General features: G+C 39.4%; 18 protein-coding genes and 7 tRNA genes. 14 read left to right on the forward strand and 11 right to left on the reverse strand.

Annotated elements, in window-relative coordinates; all coding sequences use genetic code 11:
- Positions 1 to 54: 54 nt before the first annotated feature.
- Positions 55 to 1,371, reverse strand: a complete 1,317-nt coding sequence (locus LY624_RS04610; protein ID WP_130151074.1) for a peptidoglycan DD-metalloendopeptidase family protein — start codon at positions 1,369 to 1,371, stop codon at positions 55 to 57.
- Between the two features lie 398 nt (positions 1,372 to 1,769).
- Here LY624_RS04610 and tyrS point away from each other — a divergent pair, with 398 nt between their 5' ends.
- A complete protein-coding gene (tyrS, locus tag LY624_RS04615) occupies positions 1,770 to 2,969 on the forward strand; it encodes a tyrosine--tRNA ligase (protein WP_062570331.1) in 1,200 nt (399 codons plus the stop codon).
- Between the two features lie 54 nt (positions 2,970 to 3,023).
- Here tyrS and LY624_RS04620 read toward each other — a convergent pair whose 3' ends face one another.
- From LY624_RS04620 to folE2, 4 genes are all read right to left on the reverse strand, one after another.
- Complete coding sequence (locus LY624_RS04620; protein WP_341803964.1) at positions 3,024 to 3,977, reverse strand: cobalamin biosynthesis protein CobD/CbiB; 954 nt, start codon at positions 3,975 to 3,977, stop codon at positions 3,024 to 3,026.
- 1 nt (position 3,978) lies between these two features.
- Positions 3,979 to 4,686: a 5'-methylthioadenosine/S-adenosylhomocysteine nucleosidase gene (gene mtnN / locus LY624_RS04625; protein WP_237119594.1), complete on the reverse strand. Its 708-nt coding sequence runs from the start codon at positions 4,684 to 4,686 to the stop codon at positions 3,979 to 3,981.
- Between the two features lie 124 nt (positions 4,687 to 4,810).
- Positions 4,811 to 5,404 (reverse strand): DUF2726 domain-containing protein, encoded by a 594-nt coding sequence (locus LY624_RS04630; RefSeq protein ID WP_130151078.1) that lies wholly within the window; start codon positions 5,402 to 5,404, stop codon positions 4,811 to 4,813.
- Between the two features lie 77 nt (positions 5,405 to 5,481).
- Positions 5,482 to 6,402 (reverse strand): GTP cyclohydrolase FolE2, encoded by a 921-nt coding sequence (gene folE2, locus LY624_RS04635; protein WP_341803965.1) that lies wholly within the window; start codon positions 6,400 to 6,402, stop codon positions 5,482 to 5,484.
- Positions 6,403 to 6,576: 174 nt separating this feature from the next.
- Here folE2 and arcB point away from each other — a divergent pair, with 174 nt between their 5' ends.
- Positions 6,577 to 8,904 (forward strand): aerobic respiration two-component sensor histidine kinase ArcB, encoded by a 2,328-nt coding sequence (arcB, locus tag LY624_RS04640; protein ID WP_341803966.1) that lies wholly within the window; start codon positions 6,577 to 6,579, stop codon positions 8,902 to 8,904.
- Between the two features lie 6 nt (positions 8,905 to 8,910).
- Here arcB and arcA read toward each other — a convergent pair whose 3' ends face one another.
- The 5 genes from arcA to trmB form a co-directional block, all read right to left on the reverse strand.
- A complete protein-coding gene (gene arcA, locus LY624_RS04645) occupies positions 8,911 to 9,627 on the reverse strand; it encodes a two-component system response regulator ArcA (protein ID WP_062570337.1) in 717 nt (238 codons plus the stop codon).
- Positions 9,628 to 9,732: 105 nt separating this feature from the next.
- Entirely contained in the window at positions 9,733 to 10,251 is a 519-nt protein-coding gene (locus tag LY624_RS04650) for a YfiR family protein (RefSeq protein ID WP_130151081.1), read from the reverse strand.
- Entirely contained in the window at positions 10,248 to 11,873 is a 1,626-nt protein-coding gene (locus tag LY624_RS04655) for an ATP-binding protein (RefSeq protein WP_341803967.1), read from the reverse strand. Before LY624_RS04655 ends, LY624_RS04650 begins: the two co-directional genes overlap by 4 nt.
- A 122-nt stretch (positions 11,874 to 11,995) precedes the next feature.
- A complete protein-coding gene (locus LY624_RS04660; protein WP_130151083.1) occupies positions 11,996 to 13,024 on the reverse strand; it encodes a methyltransferase in 1,029 nt (342 codons plus the stop codon).
- Between the two features lie 17 nt (positions 13,025 to 13,041).
- Positions 13,042 to 13,767 carry a tRNA (guanosine(46)-N7)-methyltransferase TrmB gene (trmB, locus tag LY624_RS04665; RefSeq protein WP_341803968.1) on the reverse strand — a complete coding sequence of 242 codons (726 nt, stop codon included), beginning with the start codon at positions 13,765 to 13,767 and terminating at the stop codon, positions 13,042 to 13,044.
- A 148-nt stretch (positions 13,768 to 13,915) separates the two neighbouring features.
- On the opposite strand from trmB, the gene mutY reads away from it, so the two are divergent.
- Together mutY and LY624_RS04675 are read left to right on the forward strand one after the other, a co-directional pair.
- A complete protein-coding gene (gene mutY / locus LY624_RS04670; RefSeq protein ID WP_445936721.1) occupies positions 13,916 to 14,974 on the forward strand; it encodes an A/G-specific adenine glycosylase in 1,059 nt (352 codons plus the stop codon).
- 33 nt (positions 14,975 to 15,007) lie between these two features.
- Positions 15,008 to 15,280 carry an oxidative damage protection protein gene (locus LY624_RS04675; protein WP_062570343.1) on the forward strand — a complete coding sequence of 91 codons (273 nt, stop codon included), beginning with the start codon at positions 15,008 to 15,010 and terminating at the stop codon, positions 15,278 to 15,280.
- Between the two features lie 33 nt (positions 15,281 to 15,313).
- On the opposite strand, the gene LY624_RS04680 is transcribed toward LY624_RS04675, so the two are convergent.
- Positions 15,314 to 18,082, reverse strand: a complete 2,769-nt coding sequence (locus tag LY624_RS04680; RefSeq protein ID WP_130151086.1) for an ATP-binding protein — start codon at positions 18,080 to 18,082, stop codon at positions 15,314 to 15,316.
- Between the two features lie 387 nt (positions 18,083 to 18,469).
- On the opposite strand from LY624_RS04680, the gene LY624_RS04685 reads away from it, so the two are divergent.
- From LY624_RS04685 to LY624_RS04730, 10 genes are all read left to right on the forward strand, one after another.
- A tRNA-Phe gene (locus tag LY624_RS04685) sits at positions 18,470 to 18,545 on the forward strand.
- A 71-nt stretch (positions 18,546 to 18,616) separates the two neighbouring features.
- A tRNA-Thr gene (locus LY624_RS04690) sits at positions 18,617 to 18,692 on the forward strand.
- 117 nt (positions 18,693 to 18,809) lie between these two features.
- A tRNA-Phe gene (locus tag LY624_RS04695) sits at positions 18,810 to 18,885 on the forward strand.
- Between the two features lie 57 nt (positions 18,886 to 18,942).
- A tRNA-Thr gene (locus tag LY624_RS04700) sits at positions 18,943 to 19,018 on the forward strand.
- A 26-nt stretch (positions 19,019 to 19,044) separates the two neighbouring features.
- Positions 19,045 to 19,120, forward strand: a tRNA-Phe gene (locus LY624_RS04705).
- A gap of 57 nt (positions 19,121 to 19,177) precedes the next feature.
- Positions 19,178 to 19,253, forward strand: a tRNA-Thr gene (locus tag LY624_RS04710).
- Positions 19,254 to 19,368: 115 nt separating this feature from the next.
- Positions 19,369 to 19,444 (forward strand) — tRNA-Phe (locus LY624_RS04715).
- Positions 19,445 to 19,881: 437 nt separating this feature from the next.
- Positions 19,882 to 22,704 (forward strand): PKD domain-containing protein, encoded by a 2,823-nt coding sequence (locus LY624_RS04720; protein WP_341803969.1) that lies wholly within the window; start codon positions 19,882 to 19,884, stop codon positions 22,702 to 22,704.
- Positions 22,705 to 22,837: 133 nt separating this feature from the next.
- Positions 22,838 to 23,011 carry a hypothetical protein gene (locus LY624_RS04725; RefSeq protein ID WP_341803970.1) on the forward strand — a complete coding sequence of 58 codons (174 nt, stop codon included), beginning with the start codon at positions 22,838 to 22,840 and terminating at the stop codon, positions 23,009 to 23,011.
- Between the two features lie 147 nt (positions 23,012 to 23,158).
- Positions 23,159 to 24,565: a TolC family protein gene (locus LY624_RS04730; RefSeq protein WP_341803971.1), complete on the forward strand. Its 1,407-nt coding sequence runs from the start codon at positions 23,159 to 23,161 to the stop codon at positions 24,563 to 24,565.
- Position 24,566: the final 1 nt, after the last annotated feature.

Consider the following 24,566-nt stretch of genomic DNA (forward strand, 5'->3'; position numbering starts at 1 on the left):
AGCAAAACCCCAGTAACTTAATTACTGGGGTTTTTAATTATTCAACTTTAGCGATTACTTGTTAAGTGCCAGTTGTAGCTCACGATTGCGTTCAAGCTGCGCTAAGAAGTTGTCTGCAATTGGTTTAAACTTAGCTAACTCATCACGTGGTAGTGGCTCTGACTTAGGCAGTTTAACTGTTTTAGGGTTGCGGTGAACGCCATTTACTAAAAACTCATAATGTAAGTGAGGGCCTGTAACACGACCTGTTGCACCAACAGTACCAATCTTTTGACCTTGTTTTACTTTTTGACCTGTTTTAACGAGCTTTTTGTTCAAGTGTAAGTATTTAGTCACGTATTGAGTGCCGTGGCTAATAAATACATAGTTACCGTTATACTTACTGTAGCCAGCTTTAACCACTTTACCATTACCAGCAGAAACCACCGGTGTCCCCGTACGAGCAGCGTAGTCAATACCATTATGTGGCTTTACAGTCTTCGTTACTGGGTGTAAGCGACGTGGGTTGAAGCTTGAGCTTATATATTTAAAGTTAACAGGGGCACGCAAGAATGCTTTTTTCATACTACGGCCTTCAGGTGTGTAGAAGTTTCCATCAGTATGACGAATTGCAGAATAGCGTTCGCCTTGGTTGATAAATTCAGCGGCAATTATTTTGCCGTCGCCTATGTACTCGCCATCAACATAATGCGCTTCGTAAATAAGACCAAACTGGTCGCCTTTACGAATGTCGTTTGCAAAGTCAACATCCCAACCAAAGATGTCAGCAAAATTCATTATTTGGCGTTCACTTAACCCTGCGGCGATACCTGAGGTCCAAAAGCTATTGCTGATTTCGCCACCGGCTGACTTACTCAAGGTTTCGATTTCTTTACTATCGATTGCTGTGTCGTAGTTACCTTCATCATTTAAAGTAACGTACAGAGTATCTGTTTTTGAAATTACATAACGAAGCTGTGCGAGAGAACCGTCATCAGCTGTAGCAAAACTCAAAATTTCACCAGGGTGAATTTTGGTTAATTTACGCGTTTCGGCATTTGTGTTGATTAGTTTATGTAATGTTTGCGCTGAAAAGCCCGCGCGTTTGAAGATAAGTGCTAGATTATCGCCGTTACGTACTTGATGATCGACAAGGTCGTATTCTGGTAATTTAGCAGCTGCTTGCTCTGAATTTAGTTCAGTTAGTTTTTCGTTATCATCAACTTTAACTTGTAATTCGTAGCGTTTGCCAATTTCAAGTGCGTCGGCACTGTTATCCTTTGAAGCGGTGGCTTTTTCTGACGGTAATAATGCTAAGCCGATAATAGCAGAAACCAAACCGAGAATAAGCAGTTTGTGTTTTTTGGGGAGTTTATGCACTACGTGAACCATAACGTGCCTTTTTCTGCTGTCAAGAAAATTAATTACTAATATTGCAGGATATACCTAAAATAGAGCAAATACCAGTGTTTTGTAGATTTAAACTAGCGCTATTTTACGCTAGAATTGCTCAGCGTGTTAATCTTTTTTGGTTAAATTTGCAGCATATGTCTGATGTTAAGCTAAATATGCATTAGTTAACTAAAGTACCTTCATAAAAATGCAATAACGCGGTATAAAGAACAATCACGCGCGCTGCTCCACTAGGCTGATGCTTAAAATACTTAAGTTGGCTTGCTCTTGGTGCAGTTTTTCTGGAGCTAACTTGCTAAATTTAATCATTTTTAGCTCTATTTTTAACCCTGATAGGCCACCACGCCCGGTAAGCTGAATTTTTGGAGTAATACACAGTGGATTTACAAACCGCTCTAGCTGAGATAAAACGCGGTGCAGAAGAGATATTAATTGAAGACGAATTAGTTGAAAAACTAAAGTCTGGTAAAAAGCTTAAAATTAAAGCGGGTTTCGATCCAACGGCGCCTGATCTGCATTTAGGTCATACGGTTTTAATTAATAAAATGAAAACCTTTCAAGACTTAGGTCATGAGGTTATTTTCCTTATTGGTGACTTTACCGGCATGATCGGTGACCCAACGGGTAAAAATGTGACGCGTAAGCCGTTAACTCGTGAAGATGTACTTGCTAATGCAGAAACATATAAAGAGCAAGTATTTAAGATTCTAGATCCTGCAAAAACAACTGTTGCATTTAATTCTACTTGGATGGAAAACTTAGGTGCAGCAGGTATGATCAAACTGGCTGCGCGTCAAACAGTAGCACGTATGCTAGAACGTGATGACTTCAAAAAGCGTTATGCCGGTGGTCAATCAATTGCTATCCACGAATTTTTATACCCACTGGTACAAGGGTGGGATTCAGTTGCATTAGAAGCAGATGTTGAGCTTGGTGGTACAGATCAACGTTTCAACCTACTAATGGGCCGAGAGCTACAAAAAGATGAAGGTCAAAAACCGCAAACAGTGTTAATGATGCCACTGCTTGAAGGTACTGACGGCGTTCAGAAAATGTCTAAGTCATTAGGTAACTACATTGGTATTACTGATGAGCCTAATGATATGTTTGGTAAAGTGATGTCTATTAGCGATGAACTAATGTGGCGCTACTATGACTTATTAAGTGCATTATCTATCGAAGAAATTGCAGCTCTTAAACAGCGTGTTGCTGACGGTGCAAACCCGCGCGACATTAAGATTGAGCTTGCGAAAGAAATGATTGCACGTTTCCACAGTGAAGAAGCGGCAGAAGGTGCTCATCAAGATTTTATTAAGCGTTTCCAAAAAAATGCTTTACCCGATGAGATCCCAGAAGTAACAGTAACGATTGCTGAAGACACTGTATTTATCACTAATTTACTAAAAGAAGCTAATCTTGTTGCAAGTACGTCTGAGGCTATGCGTATGATCAAACAAGGTGCTGTAAAAATAAATGGTGAAGAAAAAGTAACAGATACTAAGCTTGAAGTTGCTAAAGGCAGTACTGAAATTTACCAAGTAGGTAAACGTAAGTTTGCTAAAATCACCGTCGCTTAAGCGTTAATTAGACGTATTATAAAAACCAGCCTCGGCTGGTTTTTTTTGTATTTGTTAGGCAAAGGCCAGAAATGTGATTATCTCAATACAGATGATAAATAGTAGCCAAAATGCTTTAGCCTGATTTAGTCGCCTTATAAGAATAGGAATGTCATCTGCACAGGGTAATCGCTCCGTACCCACACGCATTTTGTTAAAGCGCACACCTTTGTATAAAGCAGGCCCCCCTAGTTGCACACCCAGTGATGCCGCACTTACGCTAAGTAGCCAGCCAGTATTGGTTTGGTAAAAATGGCGTCCATAATGTTTAATGTAATGCAGGCTTTGTTTACTCGCGTTTGTTGCTGCAAGTGTAATGGCAAGGAGTCGAATAGGTATCCATTCAAGTACAAATAACAGCTTAGCAATAGGTATTAAAAAAGGGCTGTTAGGTAATTGTTTTTCGCGCCATGCTTGGTGAATAAGGGTTAATAAACGGTAAGTCAGGCATATTATTGCGCCGCCGACCAAGTAAAAAAAGATTACGGCAAAATACTGCCGTGCGCTTTGTAGCAGTAAAGACTCCATACATGCTTTGCAAATCCCTGGGGCTGATAGACGAGATACATCTCGTGCAACTAAACCCGCGAGTAATTCTCTGGCAGCCGCTTTCTGATTTTTTTTAACTAAGCGCGCAATTCGAAGTGTCTTCTTTTCTTGTCCACGGCTATTGAGTAATAGGTAAAGAATTAGCCCGTTGAGCAGCTCAGGATAAAAGGCAAACTCTAAAAATAGCATGACCAGTACTACAATCAGCAAAGTTGTAAGCATAAATGCAAGTATTGACGATAAATACTGATAGCTTCTTGGATTATGTTGATCGTAAAGGCGATCGCCAAGTGAAGAAAAAATAACACTCAGTAGTGTATTGGGGTGATACCAGCTTACTAAAGGGAAAAAGCGCTCAGCAAGGAGCGCTATAAAAAATACAATAATGTCCAAATGGGTTTGAACAAAACTTGCAATCACCTTATAAACTCACCGACGTCAGTTTCTCTAGTAGAGCAACAACCATTTTAGATGAATTAATAGAGGCTGTTTCGATGTACTCTTCAAATGATTGTGGAGACTCTTTACCAGCAATATCAGACATAGAGCGGATAACCACAAAAGGAGTGTCTAGTGAGTGACAGGCTTGAGCAATTGCTGCGCCTTCCATTTCTACTGCAAGCATGGTTGGGAAGTCTGCACGTGCTTTATCGATTCGCACCGGATCACACATAAATGAATCGCCTGTGCAAATTAGACCAATCATGGTTTTTACATCGCTGATTTGGCTTACGCTTTGTTCAGCAGCTTCAATTAATTTAGGATGTGCAGCAAAACCTGCTGGCATTTGTGGTACTTGGCCAATTTCGTAACCAAAGGCTGTTACATCAACATCGTGGTGACGAACTTCAGATGAAATAACGACATCACCCACGTTAAGAGAAGCCTCAAAGCCGCCAGCTGAACCTGTGTTAATCACACAATCTGGAGTGAAGTTGTCAATTAAAAGCGTAGTAGCAACTGCAGAAGCAACCTTACCAATGCCTGATTGAACAAGTGTTACAGTATGACCTGCTAACTCACCTGTATAAAATGTGAATCCAGCTTTTGTCATTACACTTGGGTTAACCATGGTTTCGCGTAAAATTTTTACTTCTGGCTCCATCGCGCCAATAATACCAACATGCATAATATTTGTTTCCTTAGATTGAATAGGGTGATTATATACCCAACCTTAAGTAGTTACGAGAATTCAGCAAGTGTAAAAACAAAAAAGCAGACTTAAAGTCTGCTTTTGCCAAAATTATGACACCTTATATTTCTGCCAAGGCTGTTGAGTGAGCTTTTGCCTGAGAAGGTGACAACACGGCCGGTTTTGTTACGCGGTTGCGAGTTGGTCTTAGTGGCGCTGCGCTAGGTTTACCGAGTTTAAACATAATCGCATCACGCACTTCTTTAGGTTGGTAGCCCGCTTTTACTTTCATGCGGATATGTGGAATACCTGCTGCTTCAAGTGCACCACTTACAAACCAATCACGCTGTGCTTTGTGTCCATCCTTGTTCGTGTTATTCACAAGGTCAACTGCGGCAACAATGGTGAGCTTATCTTTATCAATTAAGACATAGTCTAATTGCTTGTTTTTGGCTTTAGTAATTGCAGCACGTTTAGCTTTAGGCGAAAGCCCTTGTTTGCAGTCAATTAAGTCGATGAGTTTAACACGACTTACGATCTTATATTGATCGCCTACTGCACGTTCAAGAAGGTTTAAAAACGCACTCTCTACTTGTGTAAATACACTTTGTTTACGAGTGAAAGGGTATGGGTTTCCGCCATCATCTGTATACTTTGACGCAACAACAGAAGCCCCTACGACTAAAACTAAAATTGATAATAAAGCGAATTCCATCTGGTAACTCCACAACAACAAATTGACACTGAATTGTATTAGCAATTTATGTGCCTAAGTTGTGAGGAGTTACTAAATTAAGCGGTATATCCGTTAGCAACACCTTTTACCGCAATGGCAACGGCGTCGTGCGCATGCAAAGATTCATAGTGATTAATTTGCAACCAATAATCAGCGTAGCTTTGTGCCTCAAGCAGGGCTTTAATTTTGCGGGCAGCGTCTTCACAAAACATCAGGTTTTGACCATTTAAGCGAGCAAATTCTTGCTCATCTTCACGTTTTACGGCTGCTTGTACTGGGGTTTTCAGTTCGCTTTCAATGGCATCTATTAAACCAACAACATCAAAGCTCTCAATGCTGTTATCAAGCTTCACTTTTACATTGGCAATCGAACGTTGTGAGTGTGGTGTTGCTACTATTCCCTCTGTGCTGCCAAGCCACTCATGGACAGCTTGTTTATCAAGTTGACTGTCAGTAAATTTTTCAGCAAAGGCATTTTGAATTAACTGACGAGCAAGTGCAGCAGAGCATGGGCAAGTTGATGAGTAAGTAACATCAACCATTAATTCAAAGCTTAAGGTGCCTTGGTTTATTTTTGCTATAAGATGAATAGGGTAGTTTTTCCAGCCTACTTTACCACTTAACAGTGATTTACGACGTAGCGGCAGTTCAAACTTAAACTCAATTTGTGCACGGTCGCTCAAATTATCATGGCTAGTAATAAAAGCATCGAGTGCTTGTGCTAATGTCTGCGGGTTAACGTGTTGCTCAGTCGATAAGGTATCAAGCGCCAAAAATAATCGCGACATATGGATGCCTTTGGCATCTTCTTTGTATAAGTTTACAAAAGCACGTGCCTTAGCAATCACATTTACAGGGGCAATATTGTGAGATTCAAAAATAAAAGGGAGCTCAATTTCACCCATGCCAACCCAGTCTAATTTACCAGTTTGTAAAGCAGGTGCTGTATCAGCAATGTCAGGCATTGTGGTTTGCATGGTTATACTCATTTCTTTGCAGTTATTAAAGCGCGGTAGTTTACATGAAAAAATATAAAAAATCGGCGTTGATGAAAAAATTCTGTGTTTATCGCACAATATGAATATTTCTAAAGGAATAGTGGTAAAATTAACTATGCTGTTTTTTTTCAATTATGTGCCTAAGCTTTATCTATGATTGATTCGTCTTTGAGTCCGTGGGCTCGCACACTCTCAAGCTTGATCTCCAAATATGGTGAGTTTAAAACTGCCGCAGTTTGTTATGCCTTATTGTTAGTCATGTCATTAATTCTGTCATGTATGTTTTATTATGTGGCAGTAGGTACAGTAACCTTGGTTGATGTTCTTGCAGTGATGTTTTTTACCGCAGTCGTATCGCCACTTTTAATTTCTGTATTATTAAACTCAATTCGTCAATTAGAAGCCTCTTACAGTTATTTGGATAGTGCAACTAAGCAAGAAAAGCTGTTAAACCAAACACTAAAAGACAATATCAGTCGCTTAAATGAAGAGATTGATGAACGTAAAATGGCTTTTCATGCAAAGCACAGAGCAATTGAAGAGCTAAGGCGTGAAATCGCAGAACGTAAAAAAACACAGCAAGAGCTGGCACAGCAAGGGATGTTACTACGCTCAATCGTCGACTCCTCTCCCGATTTATTTTATTACCGCGACAACAATGGTGTTTTTGCAGGCTGTAATAAAATGTTTGAACAAGTGATGGGTAAAAGTAGTGAAGAGTTAATAGGGAAGAGCGTTGAAGAAATCTACCCTAGTGATTACCTTCCTGAAGTGCTGTGTACAGATAAAAAGGTAGCACAAACTCACCAAGCACTTACCTTGGATGTTGAATACCCTGTGGATGGTGAAAAACGCTGGTTTGAGATGCGTAAGTTACCGTTTATCAATGAAAAGGGTGAGTACATTGGTTTGCTCGCTTTCGGCCGTGATATTACTAGCCGTAAAGAGGCTGCTCAAGCTCTTGAAGCGGCATATAAAGATAAAGGGAAATTTATTGCCACCTTAAGTCATGAGCTAAGAACTCCCTTAAACGGTATCGTTGGTTTAACCCGTATGTTACTTGATACTGAGCTCGATAAGCAGCAGCGTAGCTGGTGTAATACAGTTTTTTCTAGTGCTGAAACGCTTGGCAATATCTTTAATGATATTATTGACTTAGACAAAATTGATCGTGAGCAATTAGATATTGTCACGGATTCTGTGAATGTCGCTGACTTTATCAACGATGTAGTGAATTTTGCAGGCCTTATTGCTGAGCAAAAAGGGCTTGAGTTTAATATTAAACGTAAAGGCACGCTGGATGTTTATGCGTCGCTCGACCCAACTCGCTTACGCCAGGTTGTTTGGAATTTAATTAATAATGCGGTGAAGTTTACTCAGCAAGGTCATGTTGAGCTTGAGTGCCGCCGTGAAAACCGCCCTGATGGTCCTTGGCTTGTTATGCGAGTCACTGATACTGGGCAAGGGATCCCACGAGAGCAACTACACCGTATTTTTGATATGTATTATAAAGCACCAGATGTGAATGGTACCAATGCAATTGGCTCTGGCATTGGGCTAGCGGTAACGAAAGCACTTGTAACTGCAATGAAAGGCGAAATTCACGTGAGTAGTACAGAGGGCGAGGGAAGTGTATTTGTTGTGGAAATACCGCTTAAGCTTTGTATTGCACCGACAGAGAAAAGCTATGCTGTGCGTAGTTTAAATATTTTATTGGTTGAGGATGTTCCTCTTAATGCTGAAATTGCCACTAACTTACTTGAGCAACGAGGGCATGAGGTTATTTGGGCGGAAACCGGTGAAGATGCATTGTCGTTCGTTTATACCGAAGATGATTTAGATCTCGTATTACTTGATATGCAGTTACCAGACATTAATGGTGACGAAGTAGCTCGCCAAATCCGTGAGGATGAACATTTTGATGGCCTGCCTATAGTCGCGTTGACTGCAAACGTTCGTAGTGCTGAAGAAGAGCTTGCAGGGATTAACATTCAAGGGGCACTCGCTAAGCCTATCAACACCACTAAACTTGATAAAATGCTCGGTGAGCTATTTGATATTAAGCAGCAACAAAACTGTCAGCCTGAGCCAATTAAAGCCGTGACTAGAAAAGACTTATCGGGTATTCGCGTTGAGCTTCTCGATATAGAAACCATTGAGGACTTTGTTGGTTCAATGGGTTTAGTTATCTTTAATCGTAGCTGTGAGTTATTCAATAAGTTGAACCCGCAGTATCAAACAGAGCTTGCAGATGCTTTGGCATCAGATGATAGAGAAGAGTATAAGTCTGTTGCCCATAAACTAAAAGGTGCGGCTGGCTCTGTGGGCTTAAATGATGTGCAGTTACACGCGAAGAAGATGGAGCACGGCGCGCTTGAACAAAGTAGTGAAGAGTTACAACAGTGGCTGGATGTTTTAGCAGTTAAAATAAATGAAGGGCGTGACGCCCTCCAATCATTTTTACAACAGTTAGAAAGTTAATTCTAATTAGCTGTCGATTTTACCAATGAAGCGATAGCCTTCACCATGGATGGTGCTAATAAGCTCAGATGTGCTGTTATCGCTTTCAAAGTGTTTTCTGATACGACGAATAGTAACGTCTACAGTGCGGTCATTAGCACGCAGCTCACGACCTGTCATGTGCTTAATAAGTTGCTCACGGCTGAAGATACGACCAGGAGAGTCAAGCATTAGACGCAGTGCACGGTATTCACCTTTAGGTAAACGTTTAGCATCACCACTTGGCGATGTTAAACAACGGCTGTTTTCATCAAGTTCCCAACCGTTAAATGTAATCACACCATTTGTTTCAAGGTTTGTTTCTTCACCACCAAGCGCTGTACGTGTAATAAGGTTACGCGCACGAATTGTTAATTCGCGAGGGTTGAATGGTTTTGTGATGTAATCATCAGCACCAATCTCAAGACCTAAGATGCGGTCAACGTCGTTGTCACGACCTGTTAAGAAAATTAGACCAACGTTGCGTTTTTGGCGTAGCTCACGTGCTAAAATTAGCCCGTTTTTACCTGGCAGATTGATGTCCATAACTACAAGGTTCACATCATCATTATTTGTAAGCTTGTCATGCATATCATCGCCATCAATGGCTTCAATAACTTTGTAACCTTCAGCTTCAAATAAACTAACGAGGTTTAGTCGAGTTACGTCTTCATCCTCTACGATCAGAATGACTGGCGTTTGCATTGTATATTAACCTTTTCGGAAATTTTATTTACAAAAATTCGGTATTACCAAGCAAAACCGAATACTAGAGATTATAGGATTAGATCCAATTGTTAACAAGTAAAATCAATTTGGATAAAACTTAGCCATAGCTAACAATCGAGATTGCACTTTAAAGTTTTGCTGCAATACGTGCTGCTTATTGATATACAGTCGGATTTTATTTCCTTCTTGAACCAGAGAGGCTATACCGCCGTTTTCTAAAAAACTGATACTTTCACCTATGGTTAAAGTATCCAATGAAATTGTATCGGTCCAAAGTGGAAGTATATCATTTTCTAATGTTTCATCAACGTATGTGATATCACAAACCTGAGAAAGTTCAGAAATTTGCTGACTTTTTTTCACTAAAATAACCTTGATTGGTTTTTTGTTAATTTGCAGTTCATTTCTATCTTTTAGGAACGCACCTGGTCCGTACTCTAAGTCATAAAAACAAAATGAAATAGGGCGGGTTATATCATCGTGGGTAAACTCGACAAACTTTGCAATCTGAAACAAAAAAGCAGATTTAACTTGATCTGGAGATTTAGCAAAAACCGACCACGATGAAAACAGCAGCAATATAAAAACAATACTTCTCATCGTATTCCACCTTCACTCATTGGTAAGGTGATAATGAAGTGTGCCCCATCTTGCGCTAACTCGTCATACACAATACTGCCACCAAGCGCTTGAGTGACTAAATTGTAAACTAAATGCATGCCTAAACCACTGCCACCTTCACCACGCTTAGTGGTAACGAATGGATCGAAAATACGTTTTTTTACTGACTTCTCAACACCGATACCATTATCAAAATAATGAATAGTGAAGTTTGATTCATTCTTTTGTACGTTAAAGGTGATTTCGTTGTCTTTATCATCATTAAATGCGTGAATCACAGAGTTACTTAGGAGTTGCTGTAAAACTTGCTGTAAGGGCCCTGATTTGGTTTCTATATTCAGGTCTTTGTCACAGTTTATTATTATGTTAGGGTTGCGGTACTGTATTTCTGAACGCATAGAAAGCACCACATCACTTAATAAGTTATTAAGATTAACTTGTGAGGTACTCTCACTATCTTGATTCACTGCGACCTTTTTAAAGCTTGAAACAAGTTCTGCTGCTCGATTCAGGTTTCGATAAATGAGATCGAGGTTTTCAATGCCATCGTCAATAAAACGCTTTAAGTGAGTTGAGGTTAAGGTTTTTTGTTCAAACTGTGTACAAATTTCTGCAAGTTTATCGCGTAATAGGGTGGAACCGGTTATACCTAGTCCAATAGGGGTATTTACCTCATGGGCAACACCCGCAACCATTTGCCCAAGCGAAGCCATTTTTTCATTTTCAACAATTTGGTTTTGATACTGGTGCATTCTTTCTAGGGTATTAAGAAGCTCTTGATTTGCCTCGCGTAGGGCTATTGTTCGTTGGTTAACTTTTTCTTCGAGACTTTGGTTGAGTTGCTTTATTTCTTGCTTATCTTTTTCATGACGTTCAATTTGCTTTTGTGTGCGAGCAAGCATGATATTTAAGCTAGCAGCAAGTTGATTTATTTCATCGATATTTGTCTTTTTCGCCCGTGTTTCGTAATTATGGTTCTTTGACACATCTTGCAGTAATACACTGAGCTCGTCGATTGGGTTAGCAATACGTCTTTGAATCTGGCGCGCGACAAAGTACACCAACACTAAGACAAAAAGTATCAGAAAAATATCAATAATGATTTTTCTGTTGATGTATTGGTTTAATCTGTCTAACCCACCTCGAACATACACGTAGCCTATGGTGTTGCCTTCGTAAACGATGGGGGTGATAAGCTCAATGACCTTATCTTTTATATGAGGCTCTAATAGTTCATTTATGCTGCTGACTTTAATGGGCACTGGCGGCGTTTTGCTGGCATTAAAGCTACTAAAGAAGACGGGCTCGTTAGATAACTCATCAATAGAGTAAATATGGATATTTTTGATTAATGGAACAGACTCAAATGACTTTAAGCGTTCAGTTTCTGTGTCATTATCGTCGAATAGCACAGTCACTTGGGCATTATAAGAGACAATCTTCGAGAGGATCGTTATTTTATCAATAATAAGGCTTTTTTGTTCTTTAACATCAAGATAAGTCGAAATTGAGATCGACAATGACAAGCATAATGCTGTGACTAACATAACGGCATTAGTCAATGCTTTACGAATACTTGTTTGTCTTTTGAATATTGACATATGCCTTATTAAGCCAATCTTTTTTATATTATTAGTAACTGTTTAGTCTAGCAAAGACAATAGAAAGTAACTAAATATTAGGAAAAATATTTAGTCACGGAATAGGCTATTAGGCATTTTTGCTACTTAGCAGAGTAAACGGCAAATTTGGTATTCTTAAAATCTGTGTTGAAACTAGCAAACTGCGCCTCGAGGATGGGCGGGTATTTTAAAAAGCTATTAGCAACAATCGTTAATGAACCTTGCTTGGTTAGGTGTTGTTTAGCATTAGCTAAAAATGCTTCGGCAATACTGTAATCTGTGGCGATACCTGTATGGAATGGCGGGTTGCTGATGATTAAATCAAATTTGCCACTAATATTTTCAAGGCCATCACTTAATAAAGCTTCACCTTTGAGGTTATTTAGCGCAAGCGTTTGCTCAGTGGCATAAGTTGCCAGCGCACTTACATCGCTACACACAAATTCAAGTTCAGGCTGCTTGAGTCCTAAGTAAGTAGCAATAACACCTGCACCACACGCGAAGTCGAGCACTTTACCCGTGTTAATATGAGGCGCATTATTAAGAAGTACTGCTGTACCCACATCAAGTGCACCGTGGTTAAATACCCCAGGCACGCTAATAGCTGTAAATTCTAGATCGTTTGTTTTGACTTGGAATTGTTTGTGATAACGGCTGATATCAAAGCTATTGTTTAGCGTAAGCTCAGAAAATAGATACAAAATGCAGTGTTTGGCACTGTCGATTTTGTTACTAAAGCCAGAGTAGTCTTTTAATTGCTTTTCTGCTGATTTAACGCCGCTTTTATTTTCACCTACCACAAACAACTGGGCATCTTGGTGACATACAGCACGAATGTTATCAAGGCACATTAGTGCTTCAGGCTTCGCCTTTGGATAATAGTAGATAACTAAATCATAGTTGCCATTGGGAATAGTGTGATCAACCACGGCATGTACACCGGCAATTTTGCTGGCATACATGGCATTAGCGTGATTATAACTGAACGCAGTAATTTTGGCGTCAGGGTTTAGCGCTGTAAGCTCGCGTAAAAAGCCATCTTGCTCGAAGTTAACCACTAAAATGGACTTTCCAACAAGCTCGTCTTCATTTCGAAGCAATAATAAACTTGGGTTGGTTAACTTGCTCATGCTGCTTTTACCTTATATTACTTTGTACGCTCAAACATTAGATCCCACACGCCGTGACCTAAACGGTGACCGCGTTGCTCAAATTTCGTCAACGGACGAGAATCTGGGCGAGGAACATAATCATTCGTGTCTGATTGGTTTTTGTAACCTTCAGCAACCTGCATTACTTCAAGCATATGCTCCGCATAGTTTTCCCAGTCAGTTGCCATGTGAAAAACACCACCAATTTTTAATTTGCTACGTAATTTTTGTGCAAATTCAGCCTGTACGATACGACGCTTGTGGTGACGTTTTTTGTGCCATGGATCAGGGAAGAATAACTGCAACTTAGCTAAGCTTTCATCAGCGATACAATCGGCCAATACTTCAACCGCATCGTGCTCGAATACGCGTAAATTAGTAATACCGGCTTCGTCAGCATCCATTAAACAAGCGCCAACACCTGGACGGTGTACTTCAATACCAATGAAGTTAAGTTCTGGAGCGTTTTTAGCCATTTCAACCAGTGACTTACCCATACCAAAGCCGATTTCTAGCACGACGTCATTATCGTTACCAAATACATCTTTAAAGTCGAGCATGCCATTTTTGTACTCAAGGCCCATTGTTGGCCAACACTTTTCGATGGCGGCTGCTTGGCCTTTTGTTAGGCGACCTTCGCGCTTAACGAAACTACGAATTGTGCGGATATATTTACCCTCTTGCTTTGCTTGCTCGAGGTTTGGGTTACTTGAGTCATTCATATAATTTGGCCTGATAAAAACACTGACTATAGAAAAAGGTTGCGTATTATCCCTGACCTGCGCCTTGAGTACAAGCTTTTAGCTTGCTTGGCCTAACTAACTGCAATAGACTGAGCCGCAATGAGCTTCAGCAAGTAAAGATGTTATTTTGAATTTAAGCAATAAGGAGTCAACTTGGTTCGCTAGCCAAGTGGTTGACTGGTATCACCTTCACGGCCGTAAAACTCTTCCATGGCAGTTAAATAAAACCCCTTATAAAGTGTGGATCTCTGAGGTTATGCTTCAGCAAACTCAGGTCGTCACTGTCATTCCGTATTTTGAAAAGTTCATGCAGAGCTTTCCTGATATTATTGCACTGGCCGATGCCGATGAAGATCAAGTGCTGCATCACTGGACTGGCCTTGGTTATTATGCTCGCGCACGTAACTTACATAAAACGGCAAAAATAGTCCGTGATAAATACCAAGGTGAGTTTCCAACCACGCTTGAAGAAGTAATGGATTTGCCTGGTATTGGTCGCTCAACAGCGGGGGCTATCTTATCGTTATCGCTTGGTCAGCATCACCCAATTTTGGACGGTAACGTTAAACGTGTACTCGCGCGCTTTTTTATGATCGAAGGCTGGTATGGGGTTAAAAAAGTTGAAAACCAACTGTGGTCATTATCATCACAATTAACGCCTAAAGAGTCGGTTACCGAGTTTAATCAAGCAATGATGGATTTAGGGGCAAGTCTGTGTTCACGTAGCAAGTTTGACTGTGAGCCTTGTCCTTTAAACAGTAAGTGCCTTGCTTTTAATGAAGGTAAAGTTAAAGAGTTTCCGCATTCAAAGCCTAAAAAGGCTGTACCGAAAAAGTCATGTCATCAGCTTATTTTAGCCTGTGACGATAAAGTACTTATGGAAAAACGGCCTAACTCAGGAATTTGGGGAGGCTTATTTGGCTTTTTCGAGTTTAGTGAGTTAAGCGAGCTAGAAACATTTTTAGCCCAGCATGGTTTAACGGCTAATACACAGGAACTTGAAGCGTTTACTCATGTGTTTTCGCATTTTGAGCTGACCATTAATCCACATGTTTTATCATTGCCAAGCATTCCAGATCTCATTAATGAGCGTCAATTGGTTTGGTATCCGCTTGATGAGTCTGTTGAAGTCGGCCTTGCAGCCCCAACGAAAAAGCTGGTTAAACAATTACGCGCAATAGATTAGAATAACATCACGCAATAAGAGTAGAGAGCAATTATGGCACGCACAGTATTTTGTCAAAAGTTACAAAAAGAAGCTGAAGGCTTAGGCTTCCAACTATATCCAGGTGAGCTTGGTGAAAAGATTTTCAACAACATCAGTAAAGAAGCGTGGGGCCAATGGCAACACAAACAAACGATGTTGATCAACGAAAAGCATCTAAATATGATGGACCCAGAACATCGCACTTTTTTAGAAGAGCAGATGGTTGGCTTTTTATTTGAAGGTAAAGACGTTGAAATTGAAGGTTATCGTCCACCTGAAAAATAAGTACAGAAATTAAAAAGGGCCGATTGGCCCTTTTTAATTTTCACTTTCTTGGTCGGCTTTTTTGATTTGTTCTTTTAAGAACTGTGCTACTTTAGAGTACTCGATTTCGAACTCGTCGCGCAGCTCAATTAGATCGTCACTTGTTAGCTCCTCTTCTTTACAGCGTTGTTCAAATGCTGCTGCAAGTTCGGCAATTTTCATTGCCCCAATTGTTTTGGAAATTGACTTTAATTGATGGCATGACGAAATGATGGTTTCTAAATCATGATCGATCACCCCTGCATTTACCTCTTTAGTTAGTTGATTACTTTGTTCAAGGTACATTTTAAAGAAACGCAGTTTTTTAGCTTCATCGTTATTTATGTATTTACCAAGCATGCTCATATCAATTGGCATGGCAGGTTGTTTTATTTCAAGAGGAGTACGCTCTGGGTCGACTTTATGCGACCACTTTAGCAATGTTGCCTCAAGTACGTTGAGTTCGACAGGTTTTGTAATGTAGTCGTTCATGCCAATACTTAAACAACGTTCTTTTTCCCCTTTCAGTGCATTAGCGGTAATAGCAACAATATAGGGTTGGGCGTTGATGTCAGGAAGCAAAGAGGCTTCGCTGCGAATTTTTTCAACCATGTCATAGCCTGACATTTTTGGCATGTGTAAGTCGGTCAAAATGATCGAGTAGTGGTTTTCACGCCACATTTCTAATCCTTGCTCACCGTTTTCGGCCAACTCGACACCATAACCTAATAAATGTAATTGATCTGTCAGCACTTGCTGATTCAGAACATTGTCTTCAACCAAAAGGATTAATTTATTTTCTTCACGGGCTTGATCCACGCTCAAATAGTTATTGAGTGTTTTTGCAGAGGAAATTTGTTTTGGCTGATGAAGGCCAGCAGCAACTAATAACGACACCATAAAGTTAGACTTACATAGTGGTGCTGCATTTAAATAAAAAATATTTTTATGATTAACTGCGGCTTCATCTAGCTTACTTAATACAATCACTTGTTGATGGTTGTCTTCTAAGGTGTAAAGCAAACGGCGTAGTATGTAGTTAATATCCTCCATGCTTTCGATGCCATCGAGAATCCAAATTATGTCTTTTTTATCTTGCTCTGCTTCTATTTTTTCATTGCTATTGGCAATGATTGTCGTAGCGCCCATAAATGAAAGATAACGAGTTAACAAGCTTTGTCTGCTTTCGTGCTGAGTTACAACAACCACTCGTTGGTTTTTCATCACCTGTTTGTGAGCAAAGTTAACTTTTCCTTGCGTGCTAAACGGCAGCTCAACGATAAATTCACTACCGATCCCCAAATCACTGTTTACAGTAATCGTACCTAGCATCAACTCGGTAAGGCTCTTACAGATCGAAAGCCCAAGACCTGTGCCTCCATACTCGCGCGTAATAGAGCTTTCGGCTTGAATAAATGGGTTAAATATTTCACGAAGCTGTGTCTTGGTCATGCCTTTACCGTTGTCGGAAACGCTAAAACGCAAGGTGTAATGATCCGTTGTGTTTTGCGCGACTTCGACAGATATTTTTACATGACCTTTTCGGTTATCGTCTGTGGTTGTAAATTTAATCGCGTTACTACATAGGTTATAAAGCACTTGGCGTACGCGCACTGTATCGCCAATTAAGTTAGTCGGAATATCGGGTGCTATGGCAAGTTCCAGATCTAAGTTACGCTTTTTAGCTACAGAAGACAGCACACGGGCTACTTCTTCGATAGTATCTGAGACCGAAAAAGGAATGTTATCGATATTGAGTTTTCCAGCTTCGATTTTAGAGAAGTCAAGAATGTCGTCTAAAATGCCAAGCAAGGAAAAGGCAGAGTCACGAATTATTGTACTAAGTCTATGTTGTGCACCATCGAGCTCTGTTTGGCGCAGTAAATCAATAGTCCCAATCACCCCATTCATTGGTGTTCTTATTTCGTGACTCATCGTTGCTAAGAAGGTTGTTTTAGTTTCGTTGGCTTGCTCTGCTTTTAATGTTGCTTGTTCAAGTGCCAGTGTTCTGTTTTGTACTTCAGTTTCAAGGCTACTTTGTAGTTTTTGTAGGTCTTGTTGTGCTGCTTTATTTTCAGTAATTGCAGACTGAACTTTACTAAGTAAATGGTTAATGTTTTTAGCTACAATATCTAAGCCAAAGTCAAGGGTTTCAGTAACATGAGTGTGGTAATTTTGGTTTTCTGTAATAGCTAATAGTTCATCGCTAAGTAGTTCACTACTTTTCAGAAAACGTTTATTAATATACACATTTAATAATATAGACAGAAAAATAAGTGCAATCAGAGCAACAGCAGCTAATACATATGACATTACAGCTGATTCAACAATAGGCTGTTCTTGTGAATGCTGCTTTACGATTAACTCGCCAACGGGTTGGTCGTTAAATTCAAGCACTTTGTGAATTATGCTGGCTTGTTCTAATTGCTGATTTACTTTCGTTACAGCGATGAGTTCTTCTTTATTGTTTGCAAATACCAAAGACACATCACCATTCACCTCGTACCTATATAAGTAGTAATCAAAGCCAGCATTGAGTAAAAGGCTAAGCTCCAGTACTTCTTTGACCTTATCTTGGCCCGGCATTGTGAGTGCACTTACTAAGGGTGGTGATAATTGTTCCACTACTTGCACAGCATTTAGGCTAGGGTATGTGACTTGAGTTTTAGAATCCTTTGTTGGGTAAAAAGAGTAAGCTACAACCGCGAAAAGTGTAATAACAAGGTTTGTTATAATAAATAACGGTAATAGCCCTTTTACAGGAGATGTTGATTTACTCGACATGGCTTTTATCCAACAATTTTACAGCAGTAAGAAGTAGTTACTTGATTGATTAACACAATCCTACCATCAACGAAGAAAAATTCACCACGTTTTTACTTAACCAAAGTAATAATCGTTGGAGGAAACTATTAGAATAGGAATTTTTGCTGCATAAGCAACCGTAAAAGTACGAAAAATAGCAATCTTGATTGAAAACTGTTCAAACAGTCAGAATCCTTAAAAAAAAGTTGACTTGAGAGGGCAAAACCCGTTTAATACGCCGCACGCCCAGACAGCGACAACTAGGTTTGTTGCCTAAAGGTTATTGCCCAGATAGTTCAGTCGGTAGAGCCATTTGGAATTGCATTGAAAATCCTCTTTGGATGTTCAGCACAAAAACCGAATATTGCCCAGATAGCTCAGTCGGTAGAGCAGAGGATTGAAAATCCTCGTGTCGGTGGTTCGATTCCGCCTCTGGGCACCATTATTTAATATATTGGTGTTGTATCTAATAGTGAGAACATCAGTATTGTGCAAAGCACACAAATTTAGTGTGCCGACTTAGCTCAGTTGGTAGAGCAACTGACTTGTAATCAGTAGGTCATCCGTTCAACTCGGATAGTCGGCACCATTTATTATCCTAGGCAGCAAATTGCAGTCAGGAACTTAGCCCAGATAGCTCAGTCGATAGAGCCATCGGGAATTGCATTGAAAATCCTTGTTGATATTCTGCATAAAACTAAATATTGCCCAGATAGCTCAGTCGGTAGAGCAGAGGATTGAAAATCCTCGTGTCGGTGGTTCGATTCCGCCTCTGGGCACCATTATTTGATAATCTCTTTTAAAGTGATTATAGTGCACAGCGCACACAAATTTAGTGTGCCGACTTAGCTCAGTTGGTAGAGCAACTGACTTGTAATCAGTAGGTCATCCGTTCAACTCGGATAGTCGGCACCATTTATTTTTAAACGAAAGTTTAGAATGCCCAGATAGCTCAGTCGGTAGAGCAGAGGATTGAAAATCCTCGTGTCGGTGGTTCGATTCCGCCTCTGGGCACCATTGTTTTATAATCTCTTTTAAAGTGATTATAGTGCACAGCGCACACAAATTTAGTGTGCCGACTTAGCTCAGTTGGTAGAGCAACTGACTTGTAATCAGTAGGTCATCCGTTCAACTCGGATAGTCGGCACCATTTATTTAAACATCAAGCTTCTAGCTTTTTGTTACGCCCAGATAGCTCAGTCAGTAGAGCCATTGGGAGTTGCATTGAAAATCCTCTTTGGATATTCAGCATAAAACCGAATATTGCCCAGATAGCTCAGTCGGTAGAGCAGAGGATTGAAAATCCTCGTGTCGGTGGTTCGATTCCGCCTCTGGGCACCATCCTTTACTACTTCAAACTATTTCCCTATATTAAAAATTCCTAATTAATTTAGTTATTTTAAAAAATAACTACCTGTTTTTTAACTGTTTGTTTTCCTAATTCCAAGAGTTAGAGTTTTATTCAATAAATTATTGCTCAAAGATTATGCTTTTTAGTTGAGTTATGCCAACATGTGATAGTATTTTGTCATTTTTAGGAACTTGATTAGGTGCTACTTATCATAAAAATCATTGTCATGATCAAATTATGCGAAAAGAAAAGATATAGCAAAATTGTCGAAAGTGCCTAAATAACAAAGCTTGTTTTTCAAAACAACGCACTTAACTAAGAAGGTTAGGCCTAAATTTTATATTGGTTTAGTTATATGATTTTAAATTAAATAGTCATATTGTTAAACGTTATGGTAAGCATATTTAAATGGAAAGGAATATTTAATATGGATATTAAAAATATCGCACTATCTATCACATTTAGTTTTTTATTTTTAGTCGGTTGTGGTGGTAGTAGTGGTGAAGACAACCCTCCACAAAGCATTCCAGAAGCGCCTACTGATACCCCAGTGGCGAATACTTTACCCACTTTAAGTTTGAGTCCCGAAGTAGAAGTTAATGAATTAACTGAGGTTATAATTAATGCAGAGGCAACAGATTCCGATGGAACAATTACTTCAATAAAGTGGGAACAAATTTCAGGAGAGCCAGTCTCTTTAAGTGATACTGATAAGTTGATACTTTCGTTCACATCACCAAAAGTCTTAGCTTATGAAGTTGAAAAGTCGTTTACTTTTAAGTTAGTTGTTACGGATGATCAAGCTGCATCCGCTGAAGCAGAAGTGAATGTTAAAGTTATCCCTACTAACAACGTTCCTGTTGCTGAAGCTGGAGATAATAAGACTTTCCTAGAAAATGAATTAGTCAGCTTAAGTTGTGATGAAAGCTACGATCCAGATGGTTCTGCTATAAGCTATAGCTGGGAACAAGTAGAGGGACCTCAGGTTAAAGTACTTAGTGCAGATACCTGTAACCCCTCATTTGAATTGCCTCAAGGGGCAAGTCAGCTAAGTTTTAAGTTGACAGTAGAAGATGAGGATAAAACCACCTCTTCTGACTTAGTGAGCATTGTTGGTAAGGAGTATTCGGGTACAGTAAATAGCTTTAATAAAGAAAGTTTAATTTTTCGTGATGAGTACTCTAGTGACTCAACCTACTCTTTTTCTGCAAGTGTAGAAAAAGGCATCGCTTTTACCTCGGATAACAGCCGATTAAAAGCTTTAGATATATCTGACCCTTACAATATTCGAGCGTTCGGTTGGGAGAGTGCTCAAAATGGTTATCAGGCGAGTGTAATTTTTGATGATCTATTGATTGCTGAGGGAAGAACTGGACTTTGGTTCTATGATATAAGCGACATTTCAAATATAAATCTTGTAAGTTCTATTGAAAATGCTTTCCAAAACAAAAAATTTGCTAGGTATAAAAATATAGTTTATGTATCTTCAAGTGAATTTGGGATTGAAGCGATTGATATTTCTAATTTAACATCGCCTCGCTATATAGATAGCAATACCTTAAATGAGAGTCTTTCTGGAGTTAATGACTTAAAAATTAAAGGAGATTTTTTATATGTTGCAACTGAAAGTGAGGGGTTGAAGGTATTTAATGTATCAACGCCACTTGAGTCTATTTTAGTGGCTGAGTTACCTTGTGATTGCTCTTTCAAACAAATCGAAATAAATGAGAATATAGCAGCATTAACTGGTTCAAAACAAAGCTTGCTGCTCGTTGATATTTCATTACCTACACAATTGAGCGTCATTTCAGAAACAAGCGTATCATCCCAAAATATTGCTATGGCTTTTGCTAAAAACGTTATTGCGGTTGGTGATAGCTCCGAAAGTGTCCGTTTTTTAGATATATCTGATCCTAAATTTCCTAAATGGGTAGGTAAGTTACCAAACACTATAGCCTCAAAATGGCTAACTTTTCATGAAGACACTTTGCTTTTAGTAGACTATTTTAGTTCAAGCCTAGAAAGTTTTGACATTTCTTCTCTTTCAGGTCCTCTAACAAAAGAATATCAAGTTGATCAAAATTTTCAGTTAAACTCACTGGTCGTTGAAGATGAGGTTTTATACTTATCTAGCAAAGATAATAGATTAATTATTAAAGATGCCTTTAATTATGAACAGCCAGAAGTATTAAGTGAAGTTACAGTTTCTAAAGCGAATAAACTTCTAATTAGTGAAGATTTATTGTTTGTTGGTACTCAGAGCGAAGGTTTACATATCCTTAATGTTAGTGATAAGAGAGCTCCTTTTTCAGTGGGTAATATCCCATCGGCTAACCCAGTAAATGCTTTGGCTGTGAAGGGTGATAAACTTCTAATTAATACAGCTAATTCAAACCTAGTTTTATATGATATAAGTGAACCTAGTGAATCAGTAGATAAGTCATTATTACATGGTTTAGCATCTAGAGGTGGGGCAATTTCTGATATATCCATCTCTGGAAATACAGTTCACGTTGCTGCTGAAAATGAAGCTGCGATTATCAATATTAATGAAAATAATGAGCTCAACAAACAAGGGTATTTTTTTAAAGATTGGTTTGGAGATGATAGCTGGCACTATGTCTCAATTGTTTCCTATAAAGATTACGTATATTTGTTGAGTAAATATTATGGACTAAGGATACTGAACATTTCAGAACCCGAAAACATTATTGAAGAAGCACGCCTACTGAATATTTCTGGAACTAGTTTAAAGTTAATTGGTAATGAGCTGTATGTGGTTGATCCAGAAACTGGCATTTCAAAGTACTCTATAAAAGCACCCAGCAGTCCAAAATTGTTAAGTAGTTACATAACAAGTGATTATGTTACAGATATAGCGATTCAAGGAGATAAGATCTTTAATATGGAGTGGAGTAGGGATCCGACTGCTTATTATTACAACTACTCTTTGCCTAAGAATGGATACTCTGTTTTTGATTTTGATAAGTTACTCAACGTGACTGGTGGTAAAGCAAGAGCAACTGCAGGTTCGAATTTAACTTATGATGTAACTTGGGATTTTGACGGTAAAATAAAGCTGGATTGTATTGTGAGTGGAGGGGAATGTGAAGTGGCTCTCGATACACAAAATAACAGTGCTAAAGTCTTGTGGAACACTCCTGTTAGTAAAGGTGAATATCAAATTTCGATATTAATAGGTAATACCAGCTTTTTTAACTCATATGAAGACATGTTAATTTTAGATTGAGTTTTTACTAGATGTTAAAATGCGTACTCTCCCTGTAACTAGGGAGAGTGCTTCAAGTATTAGGTTATCCTTTTTAAACATTACCACTAAAGCTTTAGCGCTCACTTGGCATAAGGAGCAAGGTCACCGTGTAGTGATAGTTTCAGGAGAGTGTGCAACAAAAAATTGCTTTGGACCTGAAAAAGTTTCGAGAATTAAAACCGCTTATACTCTCTCTGAATTTGAACATATTTATGCTTATGGCGATAGCTCTGGTGATACAGAGCTTCTTGAGTTAGCAGATACGTCTGGTTATCGGATTTTCTAGTTTAATGTTTTCGTTTTTTATCTCCAGAGTTTAGCCCCTTATCGTATGCCTATGTCAGGCAGTGTAATTTTATGTAAAGTCAGTTGAGCAAAACTTAACGTGGTGCTTGAATAACATTCATAAATTGATGTTTTTCAGGTTTTTAGAATGAATTGGCAATATAAGCCGAGTTTATTGGCTTTAAGTGTAATTTTGCTAAGTGCATGTGCGAGCCAGCCGACTCACAATGAGCGAGTTGCTGAGCTTGAGACTGTGCCAAGTGCATGGCAGCAATTACCAGCGAGTGACAAGGTGCTTGCTGTTGAAGATAACTGGTTGCAGCAATTACACGATCCTCAAGTTTTTACTTTAGTTGAGCAAGCATTAGCCCATAACCAAACGATTTTACAAGCGGGTTACGATGTAGCGATTAAAGAGCAGCAGCTTATTGCTACTGGGGCAGATTTATGGCCCAGCCTTGATTTATCAACACGTGCTAGCCGAAGTAAAGATAATCGTCCTGTTAGCTACAACAACGCCAGTTCAGCATCATTAGAGTTAAGCTACGAAGTTGATTTATGGGGTAAATTATCGGCTTCAGAACGACAAGCAAACCTTGAATACCTAGCTGAAAAAGCCACATTTGCGCAAAGCAAACAAAAATTAGTGGCTGATGTAGTATCAGGTTGGTTTGATGTAATCACAAATCAAAAACTGCTCGAACTTTATAAACAGCGCGAACAAAATGCCGAACAGAATCTATCGATCATTGAGTCTGGTTATCGCCAAGGTTTAAATGAAGCGCTCGACGTCTATCTTGCTCGTAATGAGCTAAATACTGAGCGCTCGAACATTGCCGCGCAGCAAGCAACTATAATTAAATCGATCCGTGATTTAGAGCGTTTAACAGGCCAATACCCTACTGGCGCGTTAAGCGTTAGCGCAGATTTACCACTACTCGATAGTGCCATTCCACTTGGTTTACCTTCAGAGCTTATTACTCGCAAACCGGAGTTAATGGCAAGCTGGTATCAATTACTTAGTACCGATGCTGGGCTTGCTTATGCGCATAGACAGCGTTTTCCGAGCTTAAACCTTTCTGCATCAATCAGTGATAGCACAGATAGAGTGAGCGACTTATTTTCGCCTTCAAGCTTAGCGTGGTCGTTGATTGGTAGTATTTCGATGCCGCTTTTTGAAGGTGGCCGCTTAAAAGCCAATGAAGAACAAGCAAGGTTAAACGTTAAGCGCCAAGAGCAGGCGTATCTTGCCACACTTTATGATGCCTTTAACGATGTTGAAACAGCCATCAGCCAAGAACAAGCGCTTAAAGTACGCTACGAAAAAACCTTAGAAGCGCAAGAAAACGCTATTGCTGCAGAGCGTTTGTCTTTTGAACAATATCAAAGTGGTTTGGTTACCTACACCACGGTACTTGATGCGCAAGACCGTTCGTTCAATGCGCAAAGTTCGGTAATCGAAATTAAAAACCAGTTAATTATCAACAGAATCAACTTACATATTGCCCTTGGTGGTGATTTTAGTGAAGCAAACAGCGAAGTAGCAGAGCAATAAT

Source organism: Pseudoalteromonas sp. N1230-9 (assembly GCF_032716425.1).
In the GTDB taxonomy this organism is placed as follows: domain Bacteria; phylum Pseudomonadota; class Gammaproteobacteria; order Enterobacterales; family Alteromonadaceae; genus Pseudoalteromonas.

Excerpts from the sequence above, each read along its gene's own strand:
- LY624_RS04610 (WP_130151074.1), bottom strand. The coding sequence starts at position 1,371 with ATGGTTCACGTAGTGCATAAACTCCCCAAAAAACACAAACTGCTTATT.
- mtnN (WP_237119594.1), bottom strand. The coding sequence starts at position 4,686 with ATGCATGTTGGTATTATTGGCGCGATGGAGCCAGAAGTAAAAATTTTA.
- LY624_RS04630 (WP_130151078.1), bottom strand. The coding sequence starts at position 5,404 with ATGGAATTCGCTTTATTATCAATTTTAGTTTTAGTCGTAGGGGCTTCT.
- folE2 (WP_341803965.1), bottom strand. The coding sequence starts at position 6,402 with ATGCAAACCACAATGCCTGACATTGCTGATACAGCACCTGCTTTACAA.
- arcB (WP_341803966.1), top strand. The coding sequence starts at position 6,577 with ATGATTGATTCGTCTTTGAGTCCGTGGGCTCGCACACTCTCAAGCTTG.
- arcA (WP_062570337.1), bottom strand. The coding sequence starts at position 9,627 with ATGCAAACGCCAGTCATTCTGATCGTAGAGGATGAAGACGTAACTCGA.
- LY624_RS04650 (WP_130151081.1), bottom strand. The coding sequence starts at position 10,251 with ATGAGAAGTATTGTTTTTATATTGCTGCTGTTTTCATCGTGGTCGGTT.
- LY624_RS04655 (WP_341803967.1), bottom strand. The coding sequence starts at position 11,873 with ATGTCAATATTCAAAAGACAAACAAGTATTCGTAAAGCATTGACTAAT.
- LY624_RS04660 (WP_130151083.1), bottom strand. The coding sequence starts at position 13,024 with ATGAGCAAGTTAACCAACCCAAGTTTATTATTGCTTCGAAATGAAGAC.
- trmB (WP_341803968.1), bottom strand. The coding sequence starts at position 13,767 with ATGAATGACTCAAGTAACCCAAACCTCGAGCAAGCAAAGCAAGAGGGT.
- LY624_RS04675 (WP_062570343.1), top strand. The coding sequence starts at position 15,008 with ATGGCACGCACAGTATTTTGTCAAAAGTTACAAAAAGAAGCTGAAGGC.
- LY624_RS04680 (WP_130151086.1), bottom strand. The coding sequence starts at position 18,082 with ATGTCGAGTAAATCAACATCTCCTGTAAAAGGGCTATTACCGTTATTT.
- LY624_RS04720 (WP_341803969.1), top strand. The coding sequence starts at position 19,882 with ATGGATATTAAAAATATCGCACTATCTATCACATTTAGTTTTTTATTT.
- LY624_RS04730 (WP_341803971.1), top strand. The coding sequence starts at position 23,159 with ATGAATTGGCAATATAAGCCGAGTTTATTGGCTTTAAGTGTAATTTTG.